This is a genomic window from Enterococcus dispar ATCC 51266 (genome assembly GCF_000406945.1).
In the GTDB taxonomy this organism is placed as follows: Bacteria; Bacillota; Bacilli; order Lactobacillales; family Enterococcaceae; genus Enterococcus_C; species Enterococcus_C dispar.
The window spans coordinates 1,794,308-1,808,810 of sequence record NZ_KE136354.1 but is presented as its reverse complement, the minus strand read 5'-3'; the positions used below and the strand labels follow the sequence as shown (position 1 = coordinate 1,808,810).

10 protein-coding genes and 1 other annotated feature are annotated in these 14,503 nt (G+C 36.5%); of the genes, 8 read left to right on the top strand and 2 right to left on the bottom strand.

Annotated elements, in window-relative coordinates; all coding sequences use genetic code 11:
* Nucleotides 1-41: 41 nt before the first annotated feature.
* From RK01_RS13755 to RK01_RS08655, 4 genes are all read left to right on the top strand, one after another.
* Nucleotides 42-209, top strand: a complete 168-nt coding sequence (locus tag RK01_RS13755) for a hypothetical protein (RefSeq protein WP_016172920.1) — start codon at nucleotides 42-44, stop codon at nucleotides 207-209.
* 359 nt (nucleotides 210-568) lie between these two features.
* The gene (gene rlmN, locus RK01_RS08665; RefSeq protein ID WP_016172919.1) at nucleotides 569-1,660 is read left to right on the top strand and encodes a dual-specificity RNA methyltransferase RlmN; all 1,092 of its coding nucleotides are present in this window, start codon (nucleotides 569-571) and stop codon (nucleotides 1,658-1,660) included.
* Nucleotides 1,661-1,802: 142 nt separating this feature from the next.
* On the top strand, nucleotides 1,803-2,360 hold the full coding sequence (locus RK01_RS08660; protein WP_016172918.1) for an aminoglycoside 6'-N-acetyltransferase: 558 nt from the start codon (nucleotides 1,803-1,805) through the stop codon (nucleotides 2,358-2,360).
* Nucleotides 2,361-2,662: 302 nt separating this feature from the next.
* Nucleotides 2,663-3,595 carry an RNA-guided endonuclease TnpB family protein gene (locus RK01_RS08655; RefSeq protein ID WP_016172917.1) on the top strand — a complete coding sequence of 311 codons (933 nt, stop codon included), beginning with the start codon at nucleotides 2,663-2,665 and terminating at the stop codon, nucleotides 3,593-3,595.
* A 175-nt stretch (nucleotides 3,596-3,770) separates the two neighbouring features.
* Here RK01_RS08655 and RK01_RS08650 read toward each other — a convergent pair whose 3' ends face one another.
* Complete coding sequence (locus tag RK01_RS08650) at nucleotides 3,771-4,604, bottom strand: NUDIX domain-containing protein (RefSeq protein WP_016172916.1); 834 nt, start codon at nucleotides 4,602-4,604, stop codon at nucleotides 3,771-3,773.
* A gap of 19 nt (nucleotides 4,605-4,623) precedes the next feature.
* Nucleotides 4,624-4,899 (bottom strand): hypothetical protein, encoded by a 276-nt coding sequence (locus tag RK01_RS08645; protein WP_016172915.1) that lies wholly within the window; start codon nucleotides 4,897-4,899, stop codon nucleotides 4,624-4,626.
* 297 nt (nucleotides 4,900-5,196) lie between these two features.
* Between RK01_RS08645 and metG the strand changes: the two genes are divergently transcribed.
* From metG to tdc, 4 genes are all read left to right on the top strand, one after another.
* Complete coding sequence (metG, locus tag RK01_RS08640; RefSeq protein ID WP_016172914.1) at nucleotides 5,197-7,206, top strand: methionine--tRNA ligase; 2,010 nt, start codon at nucleotides 5,197-5,199, stop codon at nucleotides 7,204-7,206.
* Between the two features lie 342 nt (nucleotides 7,207-7,548).
* Nucleotides 7,549-10,221: a cation-translocating P-type ATPase gene (locus tag RK01_RS08635; protein ID WP_016172913.1), complete on the top strand. Its 2,673-nt coding sequence runs from the start codon at nucleotides 7,549-7,551 to the stop codon at nucleotides 10,219-10,221.
* Nucleotides 10,222-10,518: 297 nt separating this feature from the next.
* Nucleotides 10,519-10,719, top strand: a binding site (T-box leader).
* A gap of 158 nt (nucleotides 10,720-10,877) precedes the next feature.
* Nucleotides 10,878-12,134, top strand: coding sequence for a tyrosine--tRNA ligase (tyrS, locus tag RK01_RS08630; protein ID WP_016172912.1), 1,257 nt, complete (start codon nucleotides 10,878-10,880; stop codon nucleotides 12,132-12,134).
* 461 nt (nucleotides 12,135-12,595) lie between these two features.
* Nucleotides 12,596-14,467 (top strand): tyrosine decarboxylase, encoded by a 1,872-nt coding sequence (tdc, locus tag RK01_RS08625; protein WP_016172911.1) that lies wholly within the window; start codon nucleotides 12,596-12,598, stop codon nucleotides 14,465-14,467.
* The last annotated feature ends 36 nt before the right edge of the window (nucleotides 14,468-14,503 follow it).

The following is a 14,503-nucleotide window of genomic DNA, read 5'->3' as shown; positions in this document are numbered from 1 at the left end:
AATCACATGCACATTGCTTTTGCAAGGCTGGGAGGCATAAGATGAAAAATTTTTTGATTAGATTATTGCGCACAATCGCGCGAATATCACGCAATGGCGGCGCGGCAAATGGCAATACGTATGCGCGTAATGCTTATGGTGAATTGGAGCGAAAAGAACAAAGGGTAAACGAAACAAAAAGAAAAGCACGTAACAAGACATCAAAGTAAAAGTTGATTGCTTTTACCCAAGCGTCACCTACCCCTAGTCATTGTCTCTCCTATCTAGTTTTCCGAACAAATTTTAGCTAATGCTAAAATTTGTTCGGAAAACTTTTTTTATTGCTTACGAGCTGACCACGACCCTTTAGCTTTTCTTGTTGGGTTCATATCTTCATTTTTCTAGGAATAAAAAAATATAATCGAAGCTTCAAATAACAGAAGATAAGTTACCGTCTGGTTCTTGCCATGTTAAATAGTTATTTACTCTTTTAAACCTTTTGTTTCTTTAAAAAATGCTTCCTTTTATTGAAAGATAGGGAATGAATCTGTTATAGTATGGAGCGAATCTGTCAAAAAGGGGAAAAATTGTGAAAAAACCAACAACGAAACCATCAATCTATGGTTTAAATAAAGAGGAATTAATTAACTGGTTTATTGAAAATGGCGAAAAGAAATTTCGTGCGACCCAAGTTTGGGAATGGTTATATGAAAAACGCGTCTCAGAATTTGAACAAATGACGAATTTGTCCAAAGATTTAATTGCAAAATTAGAAGAACATTTTGTCGTTAATCCTTTAAAACAATTGGTGGTTCAAGAAGCCAGTGATGGGACTGTTAAATATTTATTTGAATTACCGGATAAATTAATGATTGAAACAGTCTTGATGCGCCAAGAATATGGTATGTCTGTTTGTGTAACCACACAAGTAGGTTGTAATATTGGCTGTACTTTTTGTGCCAGTGGTCTTTTACGTAAACAACGGGATCTAACAACTGGGGAAATTGTCGCACAAATTATGTTGGTCCAACATTACTTTGACGAACGTGGTCAAGGGGACCGGGTTTCTCATGTCGTGGTGATGGGGATAGGGGAACCATTTGATAATTACGATAATGTCATGAACTTTATCCAAGTTATTAATGATCCAAAAGGTTTAGCTATTGGAGCACGACATATTACCGTTTCAACGAGTGGCTTAGCGCGCAAAATCAAAGAATTTGCCAATAATGGTTTGCAAGTTAATTTGGCGATTTCATTGCATGCACCAAATAATGAAGTGAGAAGTTCCATGATGCGTATCAACAAAAGCTATCCTATTGAAGTCTTAATGGAAGCAATTGATGAATATATTGAAAAAACCAATCGTCGGGTAACTTTTGAATACATTATGTTAAATAATGTCAATGATCGCCCCCACCATGCCAAAGAGCTGGCAGCTTTATTGGAAGACAAGAAAAAATTGGCCTATGTAAACTTAATTCCTTATAATCCAGTAAGTGAACACGATCAATATTCTCGTAGTGATAAAGCCGATGTTTTGCGCTTTTATGATATTTTAAAACGCAATGGAATTAATTGTGTGATCCGTAAAGAACATGGAACGGATATTGATGCTGCTTGTGGGCAACTACGCAGCAAAAAAATGCAGGAACAAAAAAAGCAAAAACAACGTGCCTAGCCTATTCGAAAGTAAGTTGTTTAAAAAAAGCGGAGAAATCCGCTTTTTTTATTTCAAATTTTTAGCTGGTAAAAGTCATTTTATTTCCGCCATTTTTGAATTATTGGTAAACTACCCGTAACACTACAGGAGGCGTATGCCAATGTTAATTACAGAATTTGAACGCGATAATCGTATTTTAAAAGATCAACTGGCGGATCTTTTAGCTAAGACTTGGCCAAATGACTATGGGCAGACCGCAAAAAATGAAGTTGAAAAATTACTAGCACCAGAGCGAATTGCAGTGGCGGCTTTAGTGGATGATGATTTAGTCGGCTTTGTAGGAGCCATTCCTCAATATGGTCAAACAGGTTGGGAGATGCACCCGTTAGTTGTTGTAGCAGATTTTAGACGTCAAAAAATTGGCGCTCGTTTAGTTTCTTTTTTAGAATCTGAAATTGCATCTCGTGGCGGAATTACTATTTATTTGGGCACGGATGATGAAAATGATGAAACGACTTTAAGCCAAGTGAATTTATATAATGAGCCGTTGCAAGCAATCGCTAATATTAAAAATCTTAAAGCCCATCCTTACAGTTTTTACGAGAAATTAGGGTATCAAATTACCGGTGTGATTCCCGATGCCAATGGTTGGTTTAAACCAGATATTATTATGTCCAAACGAATCGGCGATTTTGAAGAATTAACTGAAGATGAATAGCTTATACCCAAAATACTCGAATTAACTTTTGAAGGCATTTTTAGCAAAATGTCTCAACAGAAAATTCGAGTATTTTTCTATAGCGATTGCTTTAAAAAATGCCAGAGTATTTTTTAAATGAAAAACCCACTTGCAATTTTTTGCAAGATTCTTTAAAATTATTCACAAGGATAAAAGACGAAATATTCAGAAAAATCTGGTTGTGTTTGAGCTTTCCCTGTATGCAGCAAGAATGGGACTATCATACAATAAAAAAGTGGATTGTTTAGAGTAAATTTTCAGAGAAAGTGTGGGACATTTCGGTGCTAAAAGCTTATAAATTTCGCATTTATCCAACAAATGAGCAAAAGGAATTTTTAATTCAAACGTTTGGCTGCGTGCGTTTCACCTATAACACACTTTTGAAGCACCATCAGCAAAGCGGTGGAGGAAAAAGTAAAAAGTTAACCCCTGCCAGTTTGAAAAAGGAATTTTTGTTTTTAAAGGTAACCGATAGTTTGGCGCTTGCCAATGCACAGCAAAATTTGAAGCGCGCCTTTCAAAACTATTATCAAGGTCGGAGTGGTTATCCAAAATTGAAGTTAAAAAAAAGTGTTTGGCAATCTTACACTACCAATAATCAAAAACAGACAATCTGGTTAAAAGATGATTTACTGAAAGTACCTAAATTAAAACAGCCCATTGCGGTCCATTGTCATCGCCCAGTCACAGGTCAAATTAAATCAGCTACTATTATGGCAAAAAATGGCCAGCAATTCTTTGTCTCCTTGTTATGTGAAGAACAGATAACGCCTTTACCTAAAACTAATGTAACGACTACCTTGCATTTTTCACCTGATCAGCTCGTGAGTGGAAGCGACTTGGTTTTTTTCCGCACCCTTTGTCAAAAAAACGTTGAAAATAAGCTTACTAAGGCCAAACGTAAATTAGAAATCAAAGCTAAAAGTGCGCAGCAACGAGGGGTGAAGTTATCAGCAGCGCAAAATTATCAAAAACAAAAAGTAAAGGTGCAACAGTTGTATCATCATAAACAGCAGCAAAAAAAAGCGTGGATGGATGAATTATCCCTTCACTTAATTAAAAAATATGATTTTTTATATATCAAAGTACCTCACAACATTCAAGAGGGCGTCTTTACCTTGACAGATTGGCAACATTTTTTGGTCAAACTACAATATAAAGCTACTTGGTATGATAAAAAGGTTATTTTCGCAGCAGCAGAAAAAGTCATTTGAAATACGCTCACTTATTAACTGGAAGGGACTCCAGTGATCGCCTAGGGTATATAAAAGTCTGACTTTGTTTCTAGGAATCCGTCCACTAATTATGATAAACCTAAAAAAGAAAGCGTCATTAAATCAATCATTTCTTGCAATGAAAGATTTCAATGACGCTTTTTTAGGCTGAAAATTAAAATTTGGTTGAAAGGACGTCTTTTTTTAATTGGTAAATTTTAGAAGGACGGCCAATCCCCAGGGGTTTTTCACCAATTTCGTCAAAATATTGCAACATGGCTTTTTTAAAGTTGGAATGGTCAATACTTTTGAAATCCATCCCCCAGAATTTGGCAAAAACTTTACGAGCTTCTGTAATAGTAAAGGTTGGTCCTAAAACTTGTAAAACTCTTGGTTCATGTTCCATTTTTTCGGCGACGCGTTTAAAGGCCTTTAAGACAATTTGGCTGTGGTCAAATGCTAAAGAATCACTGCCTGAAGAAATCCCTGATTTTAAGTTCAAAATAATTTCAACGTCATGACCACTAGTTAAATAAAGTTCGCTCCCTTTTCTTTCCATCGTAAACCAACGGACTTCATCGGCATCATCACCGGCACTCAGTGGTTCTTCCCCAATAAATGTCAAATAGCTGACAGTAACGACCCAGCCACGGGGATCGCGATTAGGTGTGCTAAAAGTATGCAGCTGTTCAATATTTGTCTTGGATATTTCTACCCCAGTTTCTTCCAGTGTTTCTCGTAATACTGAGTCATCAGTAGATTCGTTTGGCATAACAAAACCGCCGGGAAGAGCCCAAGAATTACGATAAGGATGACTTTTTCGTTTAATTAAAAGCATTTTTAATTGCTCTTCTTCTTTGTTGTAACACATTAATACCATATCAACTGTTAAAGAAGGTTTTTCATATTCTGGATGATCTTGTTTTTTATACCATTGAAGAAACTCTTCTTCAGTGGCAACTTGTTCGTAATAATGTTTTTCTTCAGCTTTTGTTGTAAACTCTGGCATAAAGCGCTCACCTCTACTATTAATTAAAAACAAAAGGAATAATCAAATTGAATAAAAAGAAAATCAGATAAAAAGGAGTTGTTTTACGGGATTCGTCCTTTAAGCTGATAAAGCCAGCAAAGGCAATCCCCCCTAATAAAATGCCACGGATAATAAGTATTGTGGTTAAAAAAGATTGCAAGTTATCATGTAAATTAAAGTAGCCGTATAGGCGGCTGTAAAAAGCACAAAAAACCATATGAAAGAGTGTTAAAACGGTAATCAATGCGATTAAAAGACGGTGTTTTTTAGTCATATTATTTCCCTCAATTTCGTTAATCTCTCTCATTATACCAAAAAAATTTTTTTTAAGGCGGTGAAATCCAGGGATTTGTATTTGGCAATGTTTTTTTGCAAGGAAAAGGACTTAAAGAAAGTTGGAATTGTGGTATACTAGCTAAGAATCATTTACGTGATGTGTACTCAAAAATTTAGGTGATAAACTTAGTCAAAATACCGTTAGAAGCCATTTTCGCTATTTTGCCGGCTTGGTCTAAAAGCGGAAGGCTAAGGAGAAGTCATCTTCACTTTTTTATTATTAGGAGGAAAATCCATGGCTGGAAAAGAAACTTTTTATATTACGACACCGATTTATTATCCCAGCGGCAAATTGCATATTGGCAATTCATACACAACAATCGCCTGTGATGCTGTTGCACGTTACAAACGGTTAATGGGCTTTGATGTTTTTTACTTAACCGGTGTTGATGAACACGGTCAAAAAATTGAGAAAAAAGCATTGGAATTAGGTGTTGAACCACAAACATACGTAGATAAAATGGCAGCTGATATTCAAAAATTGTGGAAGACATTAGATATCAGTTACGATAAATTTATACGTACAACAGACGACTACCACAAAGCGGCTGTTCAAAAAATCTTTGATCAATTATTAACACAAGGTGACATTTACTTAGGAGAATACGAAGGCTGGTACTCTGTTTCTGATGAAGAATATTTTACCGAAACCCAATTAGCAGAAGTTTATCGGGATGAAGAAGGTAAAGTAATTGGTGGTAAAGCGCCAAGTGGTCATGAAGTAGAGTTAGTCAAAGAAGAGTCTTACTTTTTCCGCATGAGTAAATACGCAGATCGTTTATTGGAATATTACAATGAACATCCAGAATTTATTCAACCAGAATCACGCAAAAACGAAATGATTAACAATTTTATTAAACCAGGTTTAGAAGATTTGGCTGTTTCCCGGACAACGTTTAAATGGGGAATTCCGGTAAAATCCGATCCAAAACATGTCGTTTATGTTTGGATTGATGCTTTGTCAAATTATATCACTGCTTTAGGTTATGGTTCACAAGACACCACCTTATTTGATAAATACTGGCCGGCTGATGTGCATATGGTTGGTAAAGAAATTGTACGTTTCCATACCATTTATTGGCCAATTATGTTGATGGCTTTAGATTTGCCATTACCAAAGAAAATTTTTGGTCATGGCTGGTTGTTAATGAAAGATGGCAAAATGAGTAAGTCAAAAGGAAATGTTGTCTATCCAGAAATGTTAGTCGAACGTTATGGCTTAGATGCATTGCGTTATTATTTGTTGCGAGCAATGCCTTTTGGTTCTGATGGTGTTTTTACTCCGGAAGATTTTGTCGCTCGGGTAAATTACGATCTGGCTAATGACTTAGGTAATTTGTTGAACCGGACTATTGCCATGATTAATAAATATTGTGAAGGCAATGTGCCAGCTTATGCTTCCAAAGTGACCGCTTTTGACAGCGAATTATCGACAACAGCTGCAAATGTAGTTGGTCGTTATCATCAAGCAATGGATAAAATGGAATTTAGTGTTGCTTTATCAGAAGTTTGGACCTTAATTTCACGAGCCAATAAATACATTGATGAAACCGAACCTTGGGTATTGGCTAAAGACGAAGAACGCCAAGCCGAATTAAATAGTGTCATGGTGCATTTAGCTGAAAGTCTGCGGATTGCAGCTATCTTGTTACAACCGATTATGACTGAAACACCAAAGAAAATTTTCCAACAACTAGGTTTGGATGCTGAAACAATGGAATTAAAAGATTTGCATTTTGGCGAGTTTCCTCGCAATACAAAAGTTGTCGCAAAAGGCACACCGATTTTCCCGCGTTTGGATCAAGAAGTGGAAGTCGCTTATATTCAAAAGAAAATGACTGAAGGTGTAAGTAACCCAGAAGAAGCAGTAAAATGGGAGCCTGAAGAAACTGAATTAATTTCTGTCAAAGACAAACAAATCAAATATGATGATTTTGACAAGGTAGAATTAAAAGTTGCAGAAGTTATCGATTGTCAAAAAGTCAAGGGAGCAGATAAATTGCTGCAATTTCGTCTGAATGCCGGCGACAGCCAAGATCGCCAAATTTTGTCAGGAATTGCAGAATTTTACCCAGATCCCAAAGCATTGATTGGCAAAAAAGTTGTGATTGTCGCAAATTTGAAACCACGTAAAATGCGAGGACAAATTAGTCAAGGCATGATTTTGTCCGCTGAAGATGAAAAAGGAAACTTGGCGATTGTAGAAGCACCAAAACAAATGCCAAATGGTTCTGTGATTGCTTAAAAAATAATCGTGTTGTCTCTGTCTTTTAAATAGCGAGGCAGCACGATATTTTTTTATTTCATTGCATTTAGAATTTTTTTCAAAAAGGTCGTTAATAATTCCGCTTCCACACAGGAGTTTCGTTAAAAGTATTTGCTCGTGAGTGCATTCTACTATATAATATTCCTTGTATTTATATGTTTTCATGAGGGAGTAACTAGCAGCATGAGCTGCGGCAACATCACCAACCGAAATTTACTTTCTGGTGTTGCCTTAATTAGTGAGACTTATGTATGTTACGCACATACACAAGTCTATTTTTTTAGCTGACTTGTGGAGGATAATTTCAAAGGAGGAACAAAATTGTCAGAAGAAAACAAAAAACAGCAGTTGAGCCAAGCGTTTTATTCCCAAACGCCAGAAGAGGTTCTAAAAGAGTTAGATGCAACTGCTGACGGTCTTAGTGCCGCAGAAGCCAAAAAGCGTCTAAGTGAATACGGTGAAAACGAGCTAGAAGAAGGCAAGAAAAAATCAATGGCGCAAAAGTTCTTTGAACAGTTCAAAGACTTAATGATTTTAGTTTTGCTAGTTGCCGCTATTATCTCTGCGCCCCACGAACCTGTTGATTCTATCATCATTTTGTTAGTTGTTATTATTAATGCTGTGATGGGTGTCGTGCAAGAGTCAAAAGCAGAAGCCGCGATTGAAGCTTTAAAAGATATGTCAACTCCCAATGCTAATGTCATGCGTGACGGCCACGCGTTATCCATTAAGAGTACAGACCTTGTGCCGGGGGATATCGTGTTGTTAGAAGCAGGAGATGTTGTCCCTGCTGACATGCGATTAATTGAAGCAAGCTCATTAAAAATTGAAGAAGCTGCTTTAACAGGAGAATCTGTCCCAGTTGAAAAAGAATTGGTAGTTTTAGAAGGTAATGAAATTGGAATTGGTGACCGAATTAATATGGCTTATTCCAATAGTAATGTTACCTATGGCCGTGGTAAGGGTGTTGTGGTTAACACCGGGATGAATACTGAAGTTGGTAAGATTGCTGGAATGTTGGCAGCTGCTGATGAAACAGAAACACCACTAAAAAATAATTTGAATCACTTGGGTAAATTCTTAACAGCTGCAATTTTAGTGATTGCCGTAATTATGTTCTTGTTTGGAACATTAATTAATGGGACTCCTTGGATGGATATGTTGTTAACATCAGTATCTCTTGCCGTTGCTGCGATTCCAGAAGGATTGCCTGCAATTGTGACAATTATTTTAGCTTTAGGAACACAAGTTTTAGCAAAACGTAATTCAATTATTCGGAAATTACCAGCTGTAGAAACGTTAGGTTCAACAGATATTATTGCTTCTGATAAAACGGGTACGTTGACTTTGAACCAAATGACCATCGAAAAGCTTTATACTAATGATCGTCAATATCCATCAAGTGAGCATATTCCAGATAATAATATGGCCCTTAAAATTATGAATTACGCCAATGATACAAAATTCAGCCAAGAAGGTGAATTAATTGGTGATCCAACTGAAACGGCTTTAGTAAAATTTGGGCAAGATCAAGGCTTTAACGTTACTGAAAAAGTAGCCAAAGAACCTCGCGTATCTGAACTTCCTTTTGATTCAGAACGTAAATTGATGTCTACAATTCACCAAGAAGCAGATGGTCGCTATCTCGTTGCTGTTAAAGGTGCACCTGATGTTTTACTTGGACGCTGTACACAATATCAAGTATTTGAAGAAGTAAAAACAATGACAAATGCTGAAGAACAAAAAATCTTGGACAACAATAAAGATATGGCCAAACAAGCGTTACGTGTCTTAGGTATGGCCTATAAATATGTGGATGCTATTCCAACTGACTTACAATCAGAAGTAGTAGAAAATGATTTGATTTTTGCTGGTTTAGTGGGGATGATTGACCCAGAACGTTCAGAAGCAGCTGATGCAGTCAAAGTTGCCAAATCTGCGGGGATTCGTCCAATTATGATTACAGGCGATCACAAAGATACTGCAGAAGCAATCGCTGCCCGCCTTGGCATTATTAAAGCAGGGGATGACGCTGCTGTTTTAACAGGGGCGGAATTAAACCAAATGTCTGATGAAGAATTTGCTCAAAAGGTTGCTAACTATTCTGTTTATGCACGCGTATCTCCAGAACATAAAGTTCGTATCGTTAAAGCTTGGCAAAAAGAAGGTAAAGTTGTTGCAATGACCGGTGATGGTGTCAATGATGCGCCAGCGCTGAAACAAGCTGATATTGGTGTTGGTATGGGGATTACCGGTACCGAAGTTTCTAAAGGTGCTTCCGATATGGTCTTAGCAGATGATAACTTTGCCACAATCGTTGTGGCTGTTGAAGAAGGCCGCAAAGTCTTTTCCAATATTCAAAAAGCAGTACAATATTTATTGGCTGCTAACTTAGGGGAAGTTTTAACATTATTTATTGCCACAATGTTAAATTGGGATACATTATTGCCAATCCATTTATTATGGATTAACCTTGTTACAGATACATTCCCTGCCATTGCGTTAGGGATGGAACCAGCTGAAAAAGATTTAATGAGCCATAAACCACGGGGGCGTAACTCCAACTTATTCTCTGGGGGCGTATTCTCAAGTATTATCTATCAAGGGATTTTAGAAGCTGCTACGGTCTTGTTTGTATATTGGTCTGCTATTCAATGGCCAGTTCATGCGACGTATGAAGCAATCCATAGTGATGCATTAACAATGGCTTTTGCAACATTAGGTTTGATGCAATTGTTCCATGCATTTAATGTGAAATCTGTTCATCAATCCTTATTCAAAGTAGGACCATTCCGTAACAAATCCTTTAACTGGGCAATTTTACTTTCATTTTTCTTAATGATGGTCATTATTGTTGTTCCAGGTTTAAATGATATATTCCGGGTTGCTCATCTTGATTTATATCAATGGGGTATTGTCGTTGGTTCTTCCTTTGCGATTATTCCAGTAGTGGAAATCGTTAAAGCAATCCAGCGTGCAGCAGGTAAAGAATAGTATTTTAAAAGCTGAAGGAAATTCCTTCAGCTTTTTTTTATAAAAACTATACTTTTATTTTGTTATTTTATAAAATCAATTTGATAAGTGACAGCACAAAAATTTGGTGGAGCTTAAATGGATGTCAAAGTGAAGTTTCCCAACTTTTTGACCATGAATAATTATGCTGTGACAATCATTTTTTTTATGGGAATAATCCAGACTTGTTTTTTTTCATAAAATGTTATTCTGAAAAAAATAACGTCTTTCTGGTTGACAAACCGATTCTACAGTTTTATGATGTAGACACATTAATAAATGATGACTGTGATGGAAACACAGTAGGATAATAGCCCCTGTTTAAGAGAGCTGGTGGAGGTGCAAACCAGTACACGCTATTGTGTGAATTACATTTCCGGAGTCTTGGCGTAAAGCCACGCGACAGCGTTAAATGTTTGAGTGATATGTTTTATCTTAAAACATATAATTTGGGTGGTACCGCGAATTTTCGTCCCTTGGCAATTTTGCCAAGGGACTTTTTTGTTCTTCAAAATTCTAAGGGACTTTAAATGGTTGCTCTTTCATAAAACGCTTTAAAAACATTTTTTAATAACATAACTTAATTTTGCTATGCCAGCAGTTTACTGCTTTCATAAATATAGACGGAGGTCAACAAGATGAATATTATTGATGAATTAACGTGGCGGGATGCCATCAACCAACAAACCAATGAAGAAGGTCTACGCAAACTTGTAGATGAAAAGAGCATTGCGCTTTATTGTGGTGTCGACCCAACCGGCGATTCCATGCACATTGGACATTTAATTCCTTTCATGATGATGAAAAGATTTCAATTGGCGGGCCACCGTCCATATATTTTAATCGGTGGTGGGACTGGTACAATCGGAGATCCTAGTGGTCGTACAACAGAAAGAACGTTACAAACAATGGAAACGGTCCAACACAATGTGGATGCGTTATCCAATCAAATGCGTAAATTATTTGGGAAAGATGCCAATATCAGCTTTGTGAACAACTTTGATTGGTTATCTAAGATTTCATTATTGGAATTTCTACGCGACTACGGTAAAAACTTCAACATCAACACAATGTTAGCCAAAGATATTGTTTCAAGTCGTTTAGAAGTGGGTATCTCCTTTACGGAATTCACTTACCAAATTTTACAATCCATCGACTTTTTACACCTATTTAAAACTTACGGTGTGCAATTGCAAATCGGCGGTGCAGATCAATGGGGCAATATTACAGCAGGACTTGATTTGATTCGTAAATTGGAAGGCCCAGAAGCAGAAGCTTTTGGTTTAACTATTCCATTAATGTTAAAAGCAGATGGTACCAAATTCGGTAAAACTGCCGGCGGTGCTGTTTGGTTAGATCCTAAGAAAACTTCACCATTTGAATTCTACCAATTCTGGTTGAACCAAGATGATCGTGATGTCATTAAATACTTGAAATTCTTTACTTTCTTAGATAAAGAAGAAATTGATGCTTTGGTACAAAAAGTTGCCACTGAACCAGAAAAACGCGAAGCACAACGTCGTCTAGCTGAAGAAGTTACTCGCTTTGTTCATAGCGAAGAAGATTTAAAAGAAGCACAAAAAATTACCGAAGCACTATTTTCTGGTAATATCAAAGATTTAAATGCTACTGAAATCGAACAAGGCTTTGGTAAAATGCCGACGGTTGAAATTTCCAACGAATCTGTAAACATCGTGGAATTATTAGTAGCAACTAACATTGAACCATCTAAACGTCAAGCACGAGAAGATGTTTCAAACGGAGCTATAAGTATTAACGGTGATCGAATCACTGATTTAGATTTTGTCGTAACACCATCTGATCATTTCGAAGGGAAATTCGTTGTGATAAGAAAAGGCAAGAAAAAATACTTTTTGGCCAAAGTATTAAATTAGAATTTAATAATTTTTTGCCTTGAAAAACAATGGTTTTCATTTTCCAATTCAAATGATGAACTGGTCTTAAAAAAGTAAAAATCACTGTTAATACGTTACGAGAGCGCGCGACCTGTCTTTACAGGCCGCGCTTTTTTTTATCGTAGCTAAATTAAAATCACTTCACAAAGTTATTTGCCATAACAATGAGGCTTAATTCAAATTAATTCACGAAAGGGGAAAAGACAGATAATTTTAAACAAATAAATAACTGTGGTTATTTTCTTGTTTTGAATTTTCAGATAAAAAACAAGCCACTTTTTCCTTTATTAAATTCTCGCAATTGACTATAACTTTAAAACAATTTAATAATTAAGAAATTGATTAGAAAAGGAGCAAGTTTTGATTTTACTTTTAAAAAAAACAGGTGTAACCTACAAACGACAAAATTTTTATCAATACTTTTTTAGGAGGAGTTCATCATGAGTGAACAAGGAAACGATTTGAATCTAAATGCCCTATTTATTGGGGACAAAGCTGAAAATGGCCAAATTTACAAAGCTTTGTTAAATGAATTAGTAGACGAGCATTTAGGCTGGCGTCAAAACTACATGCCACAAGACATGCCAATTATTACGCCGGAAGAAAAAAGCAGTGAAAGTTTTAAAAACACTGTCAACAAAATGGAAGATGTTTTATCAGAAATTTCTTCTCGCATGCGCAGTCATTCTGTGCCATGGCATACTGCAGGCCGTTACTGGGGACATATGAACTCAGAAACATTAATGCCTTCTTTACTAGCTTACAATTTTGCTATGCTTTGGAATGGGAACAACGTGGCTTATGAGTCATCACCAGCAACAAGCCAAATGGAAGAAGAAGTAGGACATGAATTTGCCCACTTAATGAGCTATAAAAATGGTTGGGGACATATCGTTGCTGACGGTTCACTAGCAAACTTAGAAGGTTTATGGTATGCCCGCAACATCAAATCATTGCCACTTGCTATGAAAGAAGTAACACCAGAATTAGTTAGCGGTAAATCTGAATGGGAACTTTTAAATATGTCTACAAAAGAAATTATGGACTTATTAGAAAGCGTACCAGAAAAGATTGACGATATTAAAGCTGCTTCTGCTCGTAGTGGTAAAAACTTAGAAAAATTAGGAAAATGGTTAGTGCCACAAACAAAACACTATTCATGGTTAAAAGCTGCAGATATTATCGGGATTGGTTTAGATCAAGTTATTCCTGTACCTGTAGATCACAACTATCGCTTAGACGTAAACGAATTAGAAAAAATCGTGCGTCAATTAGCTGCAGAACAAACACCAATTTTAGGTGTAGTCGGTGTTGTTGGTTCAACTGAAGAAGGTGCCATCGACCCAATTGATAAAATGGCTGCTTTACGTGATGTTTTAGCTAAAGACGGCATTTACTTCTATTTACATGTCGATGCTGCTTATGGTGGTTATGGTCGTGCTATTTTCTTAGATGAAAACAATGACTTCATTCCTTTTGAAAATCTAAAAGATGTTCATTTTGAAAAAGGTGTTTTCACTGAAAATAAAAATTATATTTTAGAAGAAGTTTATAACGCTTATCGTGCCATTGAAGAAGCTGAATCTGTCACAATTGACCCACATAAAATGGGCTATGTTCCTTATTCAGCTGGTGGGATTGTTATCCAAGATATCCGCATGCGCGACGTTATCTCATACTTTGCAACATATGTATTTGAAAAAGGTGCTGATATTCCAGCCTTACTTGGCGCTTACATTTTAGAAGGTTCTAAAGCCGGTGCGACAGCTGCCAGCGTTTGGGCTGCACATCATGTATTGCCATTAAACGTTGCTGGTTATGGTAAATTAATGGGCGCATCAATCGAAGGCTCACATCGTTTCTTTAATTTCTTAAACAACTTATCCTTTAAAGTTGGCGATAAAGAAATTGAAGTACATCCTTTAACTTATCCTGATTTCAACATGGTGGATTATGTCTTTAAAGAAAAAGGCAACGATGACTTAGAAGCGATGAACAAATTAAATCATGATGTTTATGACTATTCTTCATATGTCAAAGGTAGCATTTACGGCAATGAATTCTTAACTTCTCATACCGACTTTGCTATTCCGGATTATGGTGATAGCCCATTACAATTTGTGAACCAACTTGGTTTTTCAGATGCAGAATGGCGCCGGGTTGAAAAAGTTACCGTTTTACGTGCCAGCGTTATGACACCATACATGAACAAAGAAGAAAACTTTGAAGAATATGCTGAAAAAATTAAAGTTGCGCTTCAAGAAAAATTGGAAAAAATCTATGCAGAAAAATTAGTACATTCAGCACACTAATCAGTTAGTAGACGGCAGGATCAGTTGCCGTCTGGC